The sequence below is a fragment of the Bradyrhizobium sp. 192 genome, from assembly GCF_023100965.1.
GTDB lineage: Bacteria > Pseudomonadota > Alphaproteobacteria > Rhizobiales > Xanthobacteraceae > Bradyrhizobium > Bradyrhizobium symbiodeficiens.
This window is the reverse complement of sequence record NZ_CP064690.1, coordinates 7,755,505-7,771,926: the sequence shown is the minus strand read 5'-3', so window position 1 is coordinate 7,771,926 and position 16,422 is coordinate 7,755,505. Positions and strand designations below refer to the sequence as shown.

Annotated in this window: 13 protein-coding genes and 1 pseudogene; 2 read left to right on the top strand and 12 right to left on the bottom strand. The window is 65.4% G+C overall.

Annotation, left to right across the window (positions count from 1 at the left end; all coding sequences use genetic code 11):
- Positions 1 to 5: 5 nt before the first annotated feature.
- A complete protein-coding gene (gene ileS, locus IVB24_RS36515) occupies positions 6 to 3,005 on the bottom strand; it encodes an isoleucine--tRNA ligase (protein WP_247771448.1) in 3,000 nt (999 codons plus the stop codon).
- A gap of 203 nt (positions 3,006 to 3,208) precedes the next feature.
- Positions 3,209 to 4,180 carry a bifunctional riboflavin kinase/FAD synthetase gene (locus tag IVB24_RS36510; protein ID WP_247771447.1) on the bottom strand — a complete coding sequence of 324 codons (972 nt, stop codon included), beginning with the start codon at positions 4,178 to 4,180 and terminating at the stop codon, positions 3,209 to 3,211.
- A gap of 230 nt (positions 4,181 to 4,410) precedes the next feature.
- Between IVB24_RS36510 and IVB24_RS36505 the strand changes: the two genes are divergently transcribed.
- Positions 4,411 to 4,806, top strand: coding sequence for a response regulator (locus IVB24_RS36505; RefSeq protein WP_008567674.1), 396 nt, complete (start codon positions 4,411 to 4,413; stop codon positions 4,804 to 4,806).
- 174 nt (positions 4,807 to 4,980) lie between these two features.
- On the opposite strand, the gene IVB24_RS36500 is transcribed toward IVB24_RS36505, so the two are convergent.
- From IVB24_RS36500 to IVB24_RS36490, 3 genes and pseudogenes are all read right to left on the bottom strand, one after another.
- On the bottom strand, positions 4,981 to 5,835 hold the full coding sequence (locus IVB24_RS36500) for a TIGR01459 family HAD-type hydrolase (protein ID WP_094973070.1): 855 nt from the start codon (positions 5,833 to 5,835) through the stop codon (positions 4,981 to 4,983).
- Positions 5,836 to 5,850: 15 nt separating this feature from the next.
- Positions 5,851 to 7,353 carry an EAL domain-containing protein gene (locus IVB24_RS36495; protein WP_247771446.1) on the bottom strand — a complete coding sequence of 501 codons (1,503 nt, stop codon included), beginning with the start codon at positions 7,351 to 7,353 and terminating at the stop codon, positions 5,851 to 5,853.
- 143 nt (positions 7,354 to 7,496) lie between these two features.
- Positions 7,497 to 9,054 (bottom strand): annotated as a pseudogene (locus IVB24_RS36490) (winged helix-turn-helix domain-containing tetratricopeptide repeat protein).
- A 121-nt stretch (positions 9,055 to 9,175) separates the two neighbouring features.
- Here IVB24_RS36490 and IVB24_RS36485 point away from each other — a divergent pair.
- On the top strand, positions 9,176 to 10,015 hold the full coding sequence (locus IVB24_RS36485) for a class I SAM-dependent methyltransferase (RefSeq protein WP_094973068.1): 840 nt from the start codon (positions 9,176 to 9,178) through the stop codon (positions 10,013 to 10,015).
- Between the two features lie 48 nt (positions 10,016 to 10,063).
- Here the strand turns inward: IVB24_RS36485 and IVB24_RS36480 are convergent, their stop codons facing one another.
- From IVB24_RS36480 to uvrC, 7 genes are all read right to left on the bottom strand, one after another.
- Positions 10,064 to 11,194: a YihY/virulence factor BrkB family protein gene (locus tag IVB24_RS36480; RefSeq protein ID WP_247771445.1), complete on the bottom strand. Its 1,131-nt coding sequence runs from the start codon at positions 11,192 to 11,194 to the stop codon at positions 10,064 to 10,066.
- Position 11,195: 1 nt separating this feature from the next.
- Positions 11,196 to 11,777: a phage holin family protein gene (locus tag IVB24_RS36475; RefSeq protein ID WP_247771444.1), complete on the bottom strand. Its 582-nt coding sequence runs from the start codon at positions 11,775 to 11,777 to the stop codon at positions 11,196 to 11,198.
- A 90-nt stretch (positions 11,778 to 11,867) separates the two neighbouring features.
- Complete coding sequence (gene prmB / locus IVB24_RS36470; protein WP_247771443.1) at positions 11,868 to 12,827, bottom strand: 50S ribosomal protein L3 N(5)-glutamine methyltransferase; 960 nt, start codon at positions 12,825 to 12,827, stop codon at positions 11,868 to 11,870.
- Positions 12,827 to 13,309 carry a molybdenum cofactor biosynthesis protein MoaE gene (locus IVB24_RS36465; RefSeq protein WP_140482793.1) on the bottom strand — a complete coding sequence of 161 codons (483 nt, stop codon included), beginning with the start codon at positions 13,307 to 13,309 and terminating at the stop codon, positions 12,827 to 12,829. Before IVB24_RS36465 ends, prmB begins: the two co-directional genes overlap by 1 nt.
- Positions 13,310 to 13,313: 4 nt before the next feature.
- Positions 13,314 to 13,565 (bottom strand): molybdopterin converting factor subunit 1, encoded by a 252-nt coding sequence (gene moaD, locus IVB24_RS36460; RefSeq protein ID WP_027575806.1) that lies wholly within the window; start codon positions 13,563 to 13,565, stop codon positions 13,314 to 13,316.
- Complete coding sequence (gene pgsA, locus IVB24_RS36455) at positions 13,562 to 14,179, bottom strand: CDP-diacylglycerol--glycerol-3-phosphate 3-phosphatidyltransferase (protein WP_094973063.1); 618 nt, start codon at positions 14,177 to 14,179, stop codon at positions 13,562 to 13,564. The genes moaD and pgsA overlap by 4 nt, the downstream gene beginning before the upstream one ends.
- A gap of 97 nt (positions 14,180 to 14,276) precedes the next feature.
- Positions 14,277 to 16,346: an excinuclease ABC subunit UvrC gene (uvrC, locus tag IVB24_RS36450; protein WP_247771442.1), complete on the bottom strand. Its 2,070-nt coding sequence runs from the start codon at positions 16,344 to 16,346 to the stop codon at positions 14,277 to 14,279.
- Positions 16,347 to 16,422: the final 76 nt, after the last annotated feature.

Here is a 16,422-nt window from a genome sequence, read left to right as displayed (position 1 = left end):
GGCGATCAGACGGCCACGCCCAACGCCTTCCACTCGCGCAGCGCCTTGGCGTCGCGCGGGGTGACGTCGGGGTATTCAGCGTCTTCGCCGACCGTCGGGGAGATCTTCCAGGAGCGGGCGCATTTGGTGCCGACCGCCTTCTCCACCACGACCGCGACACCAGGCACGGCATCGAGACGGAATGCCGAAGCCGGAGCTTCGCCCTCACGCACCTCGTAATTCGAGGTGATGCAGATTTCGGCGAGGTCGACGTCGAACAGCGTCATCAGCATGTCCCGGTCGGCGACGTAGATCACCGGTGACGCCTCCAGCGACGAGCCGATGTTCTTGGCGGCGCGTTCGAGCTCGAGCGCACCGGTGACGACGCGGCGGACGTTGCGGATCGTCTCCCATTTCGCAGCAAGCTTGTCGTCGCGCAAGCCTTCGAGATCGGTCGGGAATAGCGTCAGATGCACCGACGGTTCGGCATCGGGCCGGTACATGCGCCAGCCTTCCTCCGCGGTGAAGCTGAGGACCGGCGCCAGCCATTTCAGGACCGAGGCGCACAACAGGTCGATCGTCGTCAGCGCCGCCTTGCGCGTCGGCGACGAAGGCGGATCGCAATAAAGCCTGTCCTTGCGGATGTCGAAATAGAACGCCGAGAGCTCGCTGTTCAGGAAAGCGGACAGGATCGCGACCACCGACTTGAAGTCGAACTCCTGATAGGCCTTGCCGATGGCGGCGGCGCGGATCGCGAGCTCATGCAGCATCAGCCGCTCGAGCTCGGGCATCTCGGCGGGCGCGACCGCGTCAGCCGGCTTGTAATGATGCAGCGTGCCGAGCATCCAGCGCACGGTGTTGCGCAGCTTGCGGTAGGTCTCGACGGTGTTCTTCAGGATCTCGGGACCGATGCGCTGGTCGTCGGTGTAGTCGCAGGACGCGACCCAGAGCCGGAGGATGTCGGCACCGGATTCCTTGATGACCGACTGCGGCTCGATGGTGTTGCCGAGCGACTTCGACATCTTGCGGCCGTCCTCGGCCTGGGTGAAGCCGTGGGTCAGCACGATGTCGTAGGGAGCCCGACCGCGGGTGCCGCAGCTCTCCAGCAGCGAGGAGTGGAACCAGCCGCGATGCTGGTCCGAGCCTTCGAGATACATCACCGTGTCGGTGCCGCCGTCGACCTTGCGCTTGATGCCGGCGAGGCCGGGAAAGTGCACGGGGTCTTCGAGCACGAAAGCGTGTGTCGAGCCGGAATCGAACCAGACGTCGAGAATGTCGTCGACCTTTTGCCAGTCCTCGCTCGCGCGGGACCCGAGGAAGCGCTCGCGGGCGCCTTTGGCGTACCAGGCGTCGGCGCCTTCCTGCTCGAAGGCCTCGCCAATGCGGCTGTTGACGGCCTCGTCCTGGAGGATCACCGCGGAGCCGTCGCCCTTCTCGCGCACGAACACGGCGATCGGCACGCCCCAGGCGCGCTGGCGCGAGATCACCCAATCGGGGCGCGCCTCGATCATGCCGTTGATGCGGTTCTCGCCGGACGGCGGCACCCATTGCGTCACCGAGATCGCGTGCAGCGCGCGGGCGCGCAGCGTGTCGCCGGACTTGGCTTTGCCGCTCGCCGCGACATCCTTGTCCATCGCGATGAACCATTGCGGCGTGTTGCGGAAGATCACCGGCTTCTTGGAGCGCCAGGAGTGCGGATATTGATGCTTGAGCCGGCCGCGCGCCAGCAGCATGCCGCGTTCGACGAGCGCCTTGATCACGGCCTCGTTGGCGTCGCCCTTCTCGCCCTTGTCGTTGATGACGCGCTTGCCGACAAAGCCCGGCGCGTGGTCGGTGTAGGCACCGTTCTCGTCGACGGTATAGGGAATCGCCGTCGTGATGCCGCGCGCGTCGAGATCGCGCGCCTGTGCCATCCAGACATCGAAGTCCTCGCGGCCATGGCCGGGCGCCGTGTGCACGAAGCCGGTGCCGGTGTCGTCGGTGACGTGGTCACCGGGCAGCAGCGGCACGACGAAATCGTAGCCGCCGGCAAGGCCCTTCAGCGGATGGGCGCATTCGATTGCGTCCATGGTGTCGCCGGGCACGTCGCGGACCTTCTCGAAGGCCGTCACACGGGCCTGCTTGAAGACCTCTTCGGCAAGCGCGTCGGCGAGGATCAGCAGATCGCCGGTCCTGGTCCAATTGTCGGCGGGCGCGTCCGTCACCTTGTACAGGCCGTAGGCGATCTTCGGCGAGAACGAGATGGCGCGGTTGCCCGGCAGCGTCCAGGGCGTGGTGGTCCAGATCACGACGCTTGCGGTGGCAAGCGCGCCATGCGCGGGCGAGGTAACCGGAAACTTCACCCACACCGTATCGGAGGTGTGATCCTCGTACTCGACCTCAGCTTCGGCGAGCGCGGTCTTCTCGACCACGCTCCACATCACCGGCTTGGAGCCGCGATAGAGCGTGCCGTTGGCGGCGAACTTCATCAGTTCGCGAGCGATCTGGGCTTCGGCGGGATAGCTCATGGTGGCGTAGGGATGATCCCAGTCGCCGACGACGCCGAGGCGCTTGAACTCCTCGCGTTGCACGCCGAGCCAATGCGTGGCGTAGGCGCGGCATTCCTTCCGGAAATCGATCATCGCGGTCGAGTCGCGGAAGTCGGGCTTCTGCTTGCCCTTCTTGCGATAGTGCTCTTCCTCGACCTTCCATTCGATCGGCAGGCCGTGGCAGTCCCAGCCCGGCACGTAGTTGGAATCGAAGCCGAGCATCTGCTGGCTCTTGGTGACGAGATCCTTCAGGATCTTGTTCAGCGCCGTGCCGATATGGATGTTGCCGTTGGCATAGGGCGGGCCGTCATGCAGCACGAACTTGGCGCGGCCCTTTGCACTCTCACGCAGCTTCTCGTAGAGGCCGATCTCGTACCAGCGCTTGAGGATCTCCGGCTCGCGCTGCGGCAGGCCGGCGCGCATCGGGAATTCGGTCTGCGGCAGGAACAGGGTCTTGGAATAGTCTTTGGCGTCTGACTTTTGCGGCTTTTCGGACATGAGGCTGACTGGCTCGGAAGGGCGCGGGAACGGATGGCGATGCGGAATCGCGGGGTGAAACGTCAAAATCCCGGTCTTGCGCCGAGCCGAAAGCTCAGGCGGAAGCCGGGCCGCTAATCCCTATGATGCGCCGCGCAAACATGGGCACTCCATAGCAGGGGGCCAAGGGAAGCGCAAAGGTTCGGGGACGCCGGGTTCGGCCCTCAATCGACGATGCCGAGCCGTGGAAACGCGTCCGGGGCGGCGGACAGGATGGCACGGGCACGGGCGGAATCGTCGTCCATCTGCCGGATCAGGAGCTCTAGACCATCGAATTTCAGCTCCTCGCGGATGAAGCCGACGAAGGCGCAGTCCAGAGTCTGCCCGTAGAGGTCGCCCTTGAAGTCGAACAGGAAGATTTCGAGCAGGGGCGCGCCATTATCAAAAGTCGGGCGGCGGCCGAAGCTTGCCACCCCCTCGAGCCGCTCGGGCCCGCGGCCGACACGTACCGCGTAGATGCCGTGCTTCAGCCCGCAATTGGCGTCCAGGCGGATGTTGGCGGTGGGATAGCCGAGATCGCGGCCGCGCTTCTCGCCATGGATCACCTCGCCGGTGACGAACCAGGGCGCCCCCAGCATAGTGGTGGCCTCGTCGAGCAGACCTTCGGCGAGCGCCATCCGGATCGCGCTGGAGGACACCGGCCGCTCGTCGAAATCGACATGGGGCTGCACGTCGACCTCGATGCCGAGCCGGGGCGCCTCGTTGACGAGAAGGCTCGGCGAGCCGACCCGTCCCTTGCCGAAATGGAAGTCGTAGCCGACCGCGATCCCGCTGACGCCGAGCCGCCCGATCAGGTCATGGTGAATGAAGTCTTGCGCGCTGGTTCCGGCACGGGCCTTGTCGAAGGTCATGACCACGGCGCCGGCAAGCCCGGTGCCGGCCAGAAGCCGCAGCTTGGCCCGCTCGTCCGTCAGGCGGAATTGAGGGGTATTGGGGCTGAAAAACCGCCGCGGATGCGGCTCGAAGGTCAATGCCAAGGCGGGTCGGCCCTGCGCCCGGCCCATTTCCAGGGCTGCGGCGATCACGGCGCGGTGGCCGAGATGAACCCCGTCGAAATTGCCCATGGCGACCACGGCACCTCTTGGAATGGCGGAGTCCGGCGTGGTGTCACGGATAACGGTAAAATGCGGAGCCATCAGGGGAATTCTCGAACCGGCGGGACCGGCCGGGACCGTGGCGCGACCCGCCGGATGAAGTCAAGCGGGAGGGGGCGGCCGGATCGAATGCGATTTCAGTCCTTGGGCGACGCCCCCAATTAACGCGCTGTTTAACGCCTTGGTGCTAGTGCTTGGGCGTGGAACTGCCGGGGCTCCGGGCTTGGGCAGATCCGATCGTAATATTCCTGGTTTGCGTTGGGGGAGTCGAGATGGCGGTTGATTTGTCGATGCCGGTTTTGGTGGTGGATGACTACAGCACCATGATCCGTATCATCAGGAATCTGCTGAAGCAGCTTGGCTTCGAGAACATCGATGATGCCAGCGATGGTTCGGCAGCGTTGAACAAGATGCGCGGCAAGAAGTACGGGCTCGTGATCTCCGACTGGAACATGGAGCCGATGACGGGCTACGACCTGCTGCGCGAAGTGCGCGCGGATCCGAACCTCGCCACCACGCCTTTCATCATGATCACGGCGGAATCCAAGACCGAGAACGTGATCGCGGCCAAGAAGGCCGGCGTGAACAACTACATCGTCAAGCCGTTCAACGCGGCGACGCTGAAGACCAAGATCGAGGCGGTCTTCCCGGACATGGCGAGCGCGTAAGCGCGCTCTTCGCCGGATCAACAATTCTCCATCGAGATCGTCATGCCCGGGCTTGTCCCGGGCATCCACGTTCCTGGATGGAAGAAGAAAGGCGTGGATGGCCGGGACGAGCCCGGCCATGACGGCCTGGGGCTCAGCAATTCGTCTAAGCTCGCGTCGGTCCAAGCCGCGCCATCACCACTTCAATTCGCGCATCAGCGCCTTCGGCGGATGGCCGAACAACTCCATCACCGAATTCGGGTCGAGCTGGTCGAGGCCCTCGAACTCCTCGGCATGGATGCCGCGAGTCACGAACAGGCAGTCGATGCCGAACTCGCGCGCGCCGGTTAAGTCGGTGCGGACGGAATCGCCGATCGCCAACACTTTTTTCCGGTCGATCGGGTGGCCCTGGCGTTCACCGGCGAGCGTCATTGCGCGTTCGTAGATCGGGCGGTGCGGCTTGCCATAGAAGATCACTTCGCCGCCGAGTTCGCGGTAGAGCTCCGCGATGGCGCCGGCGCAATAGATCAGCCGGTCGCCGCGTTCCACCACGATGTCGGGATTGGCGCAGACCAGCGTCAGCTTGCGCTCGCGCGCCTTCAGCATCATGCCGCGATAGTCTTCCGCCGTTTCGGTCTCGTCGTCATAGAGGCCGGTGCAGACGATATAGTCGGCTTCCTCCAGCGGCGCGGTTTTCGCATCGAGGCCGCGATAGATCGAGTTGTCGCGCTCGGGTCCGAGCCAGAACATCTTGCGGCCGGGATGCTCGGCGACATAGAGCCGGGTCAGGTCGCCGGACGACACGATCGCGTCATAGGTCTCGTCGGCGACGCCGAGCTTGCGCAATTGCCGCTGCACGCTGTCAGCGGGCCGCGGGGCGTTGGTAATCAGGATTACCGTACCGCCGTGGCTGCGATAGGTGTGCAACGCCTCGCAGGCTTCGGGGAAGGATTCGAGGCCGTTGTGGACGACGCCCCAGATGTCGCTGAGCACGACATCGACACCACCCACGAGCTCGCGCAGGCTTTCGGCGAAATGCAGCGTGGTCATGATGCGCGCGGCCGGTCAGATGCGGCGCGCGAGAGCCGCGTTGCCGGTGATGCGTTGTGCCGGAGGAGCGGCTGACGTCGCGGCAGATATCGTACCTTGGCTGGGGGGAGCGGAGCCATTGGATCCCTGAATGTCCTGCGCCTGGTTCGGCGAGGCCCCGCCGGTAGCAGATGCCCCCTCCGGCCGCAATGGTCGGGGCGGCGCGAACAGGAAGCCCTGGCCGAACCGCACGTCATAGTCGAGCAGATCCACGACCGCGCGCTCGCCTTCGATCCGCTCCGCGATCAGGTCGATGCCGAAGCGGCCGAGCAGGTCGGAGAGGTCGGAAGGGTGGATGTCCGAGGCCGAGGCCTGCCGGGGGTCGAGCAGCAACGTGGCCGGCACCTTGATGAAGCGCACGCCGCGGTCGGCCAGCTCGCGCGGCTCGATCCTGAGATCCGTGACGTGGTCGATCGAGAAACGGAAGCCGCGCTGGGCCAGTGCGGCGAGGTTCTCGGTCTCGGCCGGGCCGAGATTGCGGAAGGTCGATTGCTTGAACTCCAGCACCAGCGAGGGCGCCAGCGCCCGGTTGGCTTCGAGGAAGTCGAGGCATTGCGCGAAGGTGGTGGAATTGCCGAGCGTGGATGCCGCGACGTTGCAGAACACGCCGACGTCCTTGTTGCGCACCATCAGGCGCCGCAGCACCTGCACGCAGCGCAGCATCACCATGTTGTCGATGCGCCCGATCAGCCCGGAAGCTTCCGCGATGCTGATGAACTCCTCGGCGGCGACCAACTGGTCGCGCTCGTCGCGCAGGCGAGTCACCGCTTCGTAGAACCGCACCTTGCGCTGCGGCAGCGTCACCATCGGCTGCAGGAAGATGTCGATGCGGTTTTCGTCGATCGCGTTGCGCAGCGTCGCCAGCAATTGCGTCTGATTGCGTCCGGCGGTCTGGACCGGGGGGGCGGTCTGGGCCTGGATCGACGGCGCGGGCCGCGGCTGCGCCACCGGAGGCGGGGGGGCCGCAGGAAGCGGGGGAGGGGCAGCTGGCTGCTCATCGAACGCCGTAATCAGGTCGATCGGCGCCTCCGGTTCCTGCCTGGCGATCGGAGCGGGAGCGGGTGCCGGCGCATTGCCGGCCAACAGATCCTCATGGGTCGATACGGTGCTGGCGAGCTGCCTGACCAATCCGCCGAGTTCGTTGATCTCACCGACCACCGACTGGATCCGGTCGGAGTTGGTCGAATTGGACGAGGCGATGCGTCCCTCGATCGCAGCCAGCCGGCGCCCGAACTCGGCGACCTGGCGGGCGAGGTCGGCGGTGCCGCGCGACAAATCGGCGATCTGGCCGCCGACGTCGTTGCGGTCGCGCAGCCGCATCGACACCGCGTTGTAGAGGATCAGGAAGGTCAGCGCGGTCAGCGCAACGATCGCGGATTCGGTCCCGCTGATGCCGGCGACGGCGTAGAGCACGAGCCCGAGCGAGGCCGCGACCAGAACCATGCAGATGGCGATGAAGATCGTCGAAATGCGAATCATGCCGCGCGTTACGCCTCAAGAGCTGACTGCCTCACCCCGGGAAAACACGGGTCGCTGTGCGAACCCGCCACGCCTCGTGCTCCCCAAAGCCGCGTGAGCTTAACATCATTGTTGATTCGAGGGCATAGTGACTGTCTGGCGGTCTATGTCATGCCCGCCCGGCGAAAGCCTTCGAGGTAGCGATCGCGGTCAGGGGCGAGCATGATCGGCATGAACTCGACGATCCAGGCGAGCGAGATATTCGGCTGGGCGCGGCGGAGTTCCTTCAGCGCCGCATCGGCCATCTCCGTCTGTCCGGCCATGCCGGCGGCCGCGGTCAGCACCCGGTGAGCGCCGACGAAGTCGCTGCGCTGGCGTAAGGCCTCCTGGGCAAGCCGGATCGCCTCAACATAATCGCTGCCGAGGAAGCGGGCGTACGCGGCGATGCCGAGATAGACTGGCGCATAGGGGTCGCGCGGACTGAGGCGGATCGCGCGGCGCGCGGCCTCGTCGGCATCCTGCCAACGGCCGCAATAGCTCAGCGCCAGCCCATGATAGCCCTGGGCCAGCGCGAAGCTCGGATTGAGCCGCAGCGCCGCCTCGAACTCGGCCAGCGAATGCTCGAACCGCCGCGCAAACAGATGGACATGGCCCATTGCGTTGTGCGCCCAGGCATCCTCGTCGTCGGCGCGGATCGCCGCCCGCGCCGCGCCCGAGGGATAGCGCCGCGGCCATGTCCATCCAGCCCATATGCGCCGTGAACATATAGCTGGTGCCAAGCAGGCCAAGCGCCTTGCCGTAGTTTGAATCGAGCGAGATGGCCTTTTCGAGCAGCGCTTGCGCGACAATATGATCCTGCCGCGTTACCCGCCAATAATGCGAGAGCGCGCGCATCACGAGGTCCCAGGCGTCCATGCTGTCGGGCGGCTTGCGCTGCGCGCGAAAATTTTCCGCGGCGTAGAGCTGCGGCTCGATCGCGGCGACGATGGCTTCGGTGATCTCGTCCTGCACGGCGAAGACGTCGGCGAGCTCGCGGTCGTAGCGCTCGGCCCAGAGATGGCTTCCGGTGGCGACGTCGTTGAGTTGGGCAGTAATGCGGACGCGGTGGCCGTCCTTGCGGACGCTGCCCTCCACGACGTAGCGTACGCCGAGCTCTTCCGCGACCTGCCGCAGATGTACCGTGCGGCCCTTGTAGATGAAGGAGGAGTTGCGCGCGATCACGAAGAACCAGCGCAGCTTCGACAGCGTGGTGATGATGTCCTCGCTGATGCCATCAGAGAAGTAATCCTGCTCGGCCTCGCCACTCATATTGGTGAAGGGCAGCACCGCGATGGCGGGACGGTCAGGCAGGGGCAATCCCGCCGGCGGCGGAGCGGCTTGCTTGTCGGGCGCAGCGGGCGTGGCTGCCGAGGAAAGTTCTGTGACATCGGCGACGAACCGTACGCCCTTGCGCGCAATGGTGCGGATCAGCCGCTGCTCGTCGCCACTATCACCGACCGCGCGGCGTGCGGCGTTGATCCGGCTCGTCAGCGTCGATTCCGAGACGACGCGGCCATTCCAGATCGCATCGAGCAGATTGTCCCGCGTCACCACGCGATCGCGGTTGCGGACGAGAAAAAGCAGCAGATCGAACACCTGAGGCTCGAGCGCGATCAGTGCGTCGGCTCGCCGCAACTCGCGACGTTCAGGGTCGAGCAGGAAATCCTCAAAGCGAAACGTCACGATTCCTCCTCGGCTCCTGCAGGGAAATCAAGGCACTCTCAGCGTAAAATAATGCCGCTCTCAAGGCCAGCGAGCCGCATGCGCCCTATCGTCCCGGTGTTTTCAACCGCAGGAGATTGCCATGTCCACATCCGCCGCGCTCAAGCCAGCCGCCGCCCAACCCGATCTTGCCGCCGTCAAGCAGCGCCAGCACGGCGCCTGGTCGTCCGGCGACTATGCCGTCGTCGGCACAACATTGCAGATCGTCGGCGAGCAGCTCTGTGAGGCACTCGACTTACGCGCCGGCAGCAAGGTGCTGGACGTCGCCGCCGGCAACGGCAATGTGACCTTGGCCGCCGCACGCCGCTGGTGTGACGTCACATCCACCGACTATGTGCCGGCGCTGCTCGAGCGCGGGCAGGAGCGCGCGGCAGCGGACCATCTGACGGTCGAGTTCCGCGAGGCGGATGCCGAAGCGCTGCCGTTTGCGGACGCGAGCTACGATGTCGTCGTCTCGACCTTTGGTGTGATGTTCACGCCAGACCAGGACAAGGCGGCCTCCGAGCTCGCGCGGGTCTGCAAATCAGGCGGCAAGATCGGCCTTGCCAACTGGACGCCTCAGGGTTTTATCGGTCAGCTGTTCAAGACCATCGGCAAGCGCGTACCGCCGCCCGCCGGCGTGAAGTCGCCGGCACTATGGGGTACGGAAGCGCGGCTTCAGGAGATGTTCGGGAGCCAAGCCTCGGAGATTACCGCAGAACCCCGCATGTTCGTCTTCCGCTATCGCTCGCCGGATCACTGGCTTGATGTGTTCAAGTCCTATTACGGGCCGATGCTGAAAGCATTTGCCGCGCTTGACGAAACCGGCCAGGCCGCGCTGCGGCACGATCTCATGGCGTTGCTCGGCGAGTTCAATCATGCCGAAGACGGCACGGTCGTGGTGCACAGTGAATATCTCGAGGCAGTGATTACCAAGCGCTGAGGCGCCTGAGATGGTTGGTCAGGCGGGTCCTCGCCTGACCACCAGCGATCAAATTGGCGCGGCGGCGCCGACAGTGTCGGCCGAGACGGCTTCGCGGGTGCCGAGCGGCTTGGGCTGGCCCGTGGTCGTATCGCTGAGCGTCTGCCGCTCGATCTCCGAATTCAGCTCGGCGCCGAACATGATGACGATGGCCGACATCCACATCCACATCATCAGGCCGATCGCCGCGCCGAGCGAGCCGTAGGTGGCGTTGTAATTGGCGAAGGCCGAGAGATACCAGGATAGCAGCGCTGACCCGGCAATCCAGAGGATGGCGGCGATGACTGCGCCGAGGCTGAGCCATTGCCAGCGGGGCGCATCGCGACTGGGCGCGAAGCGGTAAAGCACCGCGAGCGCCATGAGCAGGATGAGGAACATCAACGGCCATCGTGCCAGCGCCACGATCAGCTTGCTTTCGGGCGCCATGCCGAGATGATTGAGCGCCAGCGGGAAGGCGACGACAACCCCCACCATCACCAGCAGCGCCACGATGCCGCCGACCGTAAAGGCCAGCGACAACATGTTGAGCTTGATGAAGCTGCGCTTCTCGCGCTCTTCATAGGCGACATTGAGGGCGTCGAAGATCGACTTGACGCCGGCATTGGCGCTCCAGATCGCAAGTAGAAGACCGAGCAGGAAGGTGGCACCGAGGGTGGTATTGCCGTTCGACACCACGCGCGCGACCTGGTCCTCGACGATCTGGAACGAGCCTTGCGGCAGCATCGTCGCCAGCGTTTGCAGATTGGCGCTGATCGTCGCGGGATCGGCGAACAGGCCATATGACGAGACCAGCGCCGTTACCGCCGGGAAGATCGCGAGCAGCCCGAAAAAGACGACGCCACCTGCTGTCGCAAGCAGGCGATCATCGTCGATGCGCTGATAGGTGCGCCAGAAGATATCCTTCCAGCCCGCCCAGGGGATCGCGAAGGGGCTCTTCGCATGACGGCCACGACCGGGCTGCAGCGCCGCACCTGCGGGGTGAGTTTCCGGTGAATTCCCCTCGTTGTTGCGATGGTCTGGTGGAGGTCCCGGTCGGATCAGGCCGGAATCCTGGAGATAGCGCTCCGCGGTGAGCACGAAGACGGCTGTGGCTGCTACCAGGAGCCACGAGTCGAACTGCTCGGAGCGCCGCACCGGCATTTCAAGCGTCCGACCTTTGGCCGTGCCGCCTGCGGCGCGCCGCGGTGAACCCCGCAAGCCCAACCGCCGCGAGCATCAGGCCAAGCTGCACGGGCCGGATGGTGGGCCAGGCGGGTCTGCCGTGGCGGCGTTCGCCCGGCGCGAGCGGCGCCAGGGGAATCGCGGTTGCGACCTCTTTCACCGCCTCTTTGATCGTTCCGCGCGGAATCCGCGGCGTCGCGATTGCAACGCGCATCCGGCTGGCAAGCGGCACGATCGCCTTGGTCGGCCGCTTCATCATCGCCATCGCCACGCCGGCGCAGACCGCGGTCAACACCAGCAGCACGGCCGCGACGGCGCCAAAGCCCCAGAATTGTCCGTGGGTGATTGCAACCCAGCGGTACAGGGCGATCAGGCCGACGAAAAAGGTCGCGATCAGAAACAGCCCGGCCGCTGCGAACAATCCGGCAGCGACCATATAGGACGTTGCGCGCCCCGTGGCCTGGCTGGTGCGGTCACGCAGATAGGATTGGGCGGCGCGCTTGAGATGGTTGAGTTTCAGCGCCATGCCGGCGCGCAGCAATTCGCCCGATGGCGCGAGCATCTGGACATCCTCCGAAAGCGAGACAGTTCGTCGGGGATGAACGTGGCGGAATTTGACTTGTTCCGCCGGAGCAGAAGGTGCCGTGGCGGATCAGGCCAGATCGGCGGCCGCGATCCAGAACACCTCGCCCTCGGAGTCCTCGGTGTCGAGCCAGAGCAGCGGCAGTTCCGGAAAGGCCTCGTCGACCAGGTCCCGGCCGCGGCCGATCTCGCAGATCAGCCCGCCATCCGGCGTCAGATGATCGGGTGCCTCGGCCAGGATGCGGCGGACCACATCCAGACCGTCGGCGCCGCCGTCGAAGGCGAGCTTCGGCTCGGCCCGGCATTCCGGCGGCAGCGCGGCCATGCCCTCAGCGTCGACGTAAGGCGGGTTGGTGATGATCAGATCGTATCTGGCATCGCCGAGCGGGGCGAACAGGTCGCCGCGATAGAGGCTGATCCGGTCCTCGAGGCCGTATTCGCCGACATTTCGCGTGGCGACTTCGAGCGCGCCCTTGGAGATGTCGACGGCATCGACGGCAGCGTTCGGGAAATGGTGCGCGGCGAGGATGGCAAGGCATCCCGATCCCGTGCAGAGATCGAGCACGCGTTCGACCGCCGTGGGATCGTCGATCAGCGAGCCCGGCTCGCCGTCGCCGCCGAAATGCGACTCCAGCAGTTCGCCGATGAAGGAGCGCGGAACGATGACGCGCTCGTCGACATAGAAGGGCAGGCCGCGCATGTAGATCTTGTTGACGAGATAGGCGGCCGGTTTGCGCGTGGTGACGCGCTGATGGATGAGGTCGAGGATGGTCTTGCCTTCCGGCGCGGTGACGCGCGCGTTGGCGAACATCTCGAACTGCTCGGGATTGAGATGCAGCGCTTCGCTCACCAGGAAGGCTGCTTCGGCAACCGGATCGGTCGTACCGTGCGCAAAGGCGAGTTCGGCTTCGACAAAGCGGCTCACCGCATAGCGGACGAAATCGAGCAGTGTGAGAAGTTCTCCCGGGCCGACTTTGGCGAGCTTTGGCGCGGCGCGGCCGCGTACGGTCTTCTTGGCTGCTTTTGCCATCAGGATCGGGTCCAGCGTGCGGCGGCCTCGTCGTCGCGGGCGTGGGCTTCGACCCAGTCAGTGCCGGCTTCGCTCTCTTCCTTCTTCCAGAACGGCGCGCTGGTCTTGAGGTAGTCCATCAGGAACTCGGCCGCATGGAATGCGGCCTGGCGATGCTGCGAGGCGGTCAGCACCAGCACGATGTTCTGGCCCGGCATGAAGCGGCCGACGCGGTGGATCACGGTGACGCCGTTGAGCGGCCAGCGCGAAGTCGCCTCGTCGGCATGACGCCTGATCTCTTCCTCGGCCATGCCGGGATAATGCTCGAGCGTCAGCGCGGCGACCTTGGCGCTGTCATCGTCGGCGCGGCAGATGCCGGAGAAGCTGACGACCGCGCCGATGTCGGTACGGCTCCTGGTCAGGACCGCGATCTCGCGCGCGATGTCGAAATCGTCTTCCTGGATGCGGATGGTGACGGGGCAGGCGCCAGCAGAGGAGGTCATGAGCCTAGCCGCCGGTCATCGGCGGGAAGAACGCGATCTCGCGGGCGCCGGCGATTGCGGCATCCGATTTCACGTGGGCGTGGTCGATCGCGGTGCGGATCACCTTCGGCTTCTCGAAGGCGTAGGCGTAGGCCTCGCTTTGGCCGGACAGCCACGCGATCAGTTCCTCGACGGTGCGCACGCTCGCCGGCGGCTCGATGGTCTCCTCCGCCTTGCCGACGCGCTCGCGGACCCAGGCGAAATATTTCACCTTCATCCCTCGTCCTCCTTGATGAGGTGATGGATGCCGGCGCGGAAATAGTCGTAGCCGGTGTAGATGGTCACGATCGCCGAGGCCCATAGCAGCGCGAGGCCCATCATCGAGACCACAGGCACCACCTCATCGCCGGCAGGCCCGGCGAGCAGGAACCCGATGGCGACGAGCTGGACCGTGGTCTTCCACTTCGCAAGCTTGGTGACGGGCACGCTGACCCGAAGCGCGGCGAGGTATTCGCGCAGGCCCGAGACCAGGATCTCGCGGCACAGGATCACGATGGCGGCCCACAACGACCAGCCATGGATGATGCCGTCGGCGGCCAGCATCAGCAGGCACGAGGCGACCAGCAGCTTGTCGGCGATCGGGTCGAGCATCCGGCCGAACGCCGATTGCTGATTCCAGATCCGCGCATAATAGCCGTCGAGGTAATCGGTGACCGCGGCCGCGATGAACAGGGCCACAGCCACCCAGCGCAGCCAGAGCGGCTGATCCAGAATCGACTGCGCATAGATGCATCCGATGACGACCGGGATCGCGGCGATCCGGCCATAGGTCAGGAGGTTCGGGAGGGACATCGCGCGGCTGGTCGTCCCTCGTGTCGTGGCGATGTTCATTCGTCCTACCAATACCGCTCGTGCCTGAAGGTCAACCGTTCCGCTCCGCAAGATGGGGTGCGGGATACGACGACCATATGACCACAGCCCCTTTAGTTCATCCCGGCTGGGGATGGAAATACTCGAAAATCCTGCGGGCGCTCTCGGCGCTCACCCCCGGAACTTTGCCGAGATCGCCGATCGAGGCCCGTTCGATCTCCTTCAAGGTCCCGAAATGATGCAGCAAGGCACGTTTGCGGGACGGGCCGATGCCCGGGATTTCCTGCAAGCCAGCCTCGCGGATGTCCTTCTTGCGCAGCTTGCGGTGCGAGCCGATGACGAAACGGTGGGCCTCGTCGCGCAGCCGCTGGATGAAATAGAGCACGGGGTCGCGCGGCTCCAGCTTGATGGCCTCGCGTTCCGGCATGAACAGGGTCTCGCGGCCGGCATCCCGGTCCGGCCCCTTGGCGACCGACATCAGCGACACCTGGGTCAGGCCGAGATTTGCGAAGATCTCGCGGACGGCATTGAGCTGGCCGCGGCCGCCATCGATGATGACGAGGTCGGGCCATTGCGGGAAATCGTCGTCCTTCGCCTTGATGTTTTCCTTGGCCGCGCCCTCCTCGGGCGGGTTGATCAGGCGCTTGAAGCGCCGCTCCAGCACTTCGCGCATCATGGCGAAGTCGTCGCCGGGCGTGATCCCTTCCGACTTGATGTTGAACTTGCGGTACTGGTTCTTCACGAAACCATCGGGGCCGGCGACGATCATGGCGCCGACCGCATTGGTGCCCTGGATGTGACTGTTGTCGTAGACCTCGATGCGCTTGGGCGACTGGGGCAGGCCCAGCGTCGTCGCGATGGCGTCGAGCAGGCGGCTCTGCGTGGCGGTATCCGCAAGCTTGCGGCCGAGCGCCTCGCGCGCATTGGTCAGCGCATGGGTGACGAGTTCCTTCTTCTCACCGCGCTTGGGCGTGGTGACCTCGATCTTGTGGCCGGCCTTGAGCGAGAGCGCATTGGCGAGCAGTTCGCTCTCCTCGATCTCGTGCGAGAGCAGGATGTTCCTGGGCGGCGGCTTGTCGTCGTAGAACTGCGCGAGGAAGGAGCCGAGCACCTCTTCCGGGGTGAACGTCTTTTCCGCGCGCGGAAAATAGGCGCGGTTGCCCCAGTTCTGGCCGGTGCGGAAGAAGAACACCTCGACGCAGGAGAAGCCGCCCTCCTGGTGGATGGCGAACACGTCGGCCTCCTCGACCGTGCGCGGATTGATGCCCTGCTGCGACTGGATCGCCGACAAAGCGGCGAGGCGGTCGCGGTAGAGCGCGGCGCGCTCGAACTCGAGCTCGCCGGAGGCCTTCTCCATCTCGCCGGCGAGCTCCTGCTTTACCGCATGGCTCTTGCCGGACAGGAAGTCGCTCGCCTCGCGCACCAGGGTCGTGTAGCCGCCGAAGTCGATCTCGCGGGTGCAGGGGCCGGCGCAGCGGCGGATCTGGTAGAGCAGGCAGGGCCTGGTGCGGCTCTCGAAGAAGGAATCGGTGCAGGAGCGGATCAGGAAGGCGCGCTGCAGCGCCGTGATGGTGCGGTTGACGGCGCCGGCGGAGGCGAACGGACCGAAATAGCGCCCGGGCCGGCTCTGCGCGCCGCGATGTTTCAGGATCTGCGGCGCCCAATGGTCGCCAGTGATCAGGATGTAGGGAAACGACTTGTCGTCACGCAGCTGCACGTTGAAGCGCGGCCGCAACTGCTTGATGAGGTTGGCTTCCAGCAACAGCGCCTCGGTCTCGGTGTTGGTCGAGACGATCTCCACGGTCACCGTGGCCGCGATCATGCGCAGGATGCGGGCGGGCTGCGGCGCATTCTGGCGCGCATAGTTGGAAAGGCGCTTTTTGACGTTCTTGGCCTTGCCGACATAGAGCACGTCGGCATTCGCATTGAGCATGCGATAGACGCCGGGCGAGGTGGGGGCGAGCCGGACCGCGCGCTCGATCGCCTCGTGGCCGGTCGCCAGCGTGCCTTCGCCGACGGCGCCGCTCTCTTCCAGGATATCGGGCAGCCGCGCATCGTCCTCGTCGTCGCCGCCGCTGGTGGCGGCGGGATCGAGGTCGGGCGGCGTCTCGGCCGGGACGTCCGGCGCGGTGCCATGCACGGGTTTGCGCGCGCGGTCGTCCGGATTGTCGGTGGAATCGTGAACCATGGCGCGAATTTAAGTGCTGGGGGGGCCGATTTGAAGTTCCGGCAACGCGGCACGCACAGGATGGCGGCCCAGTTCC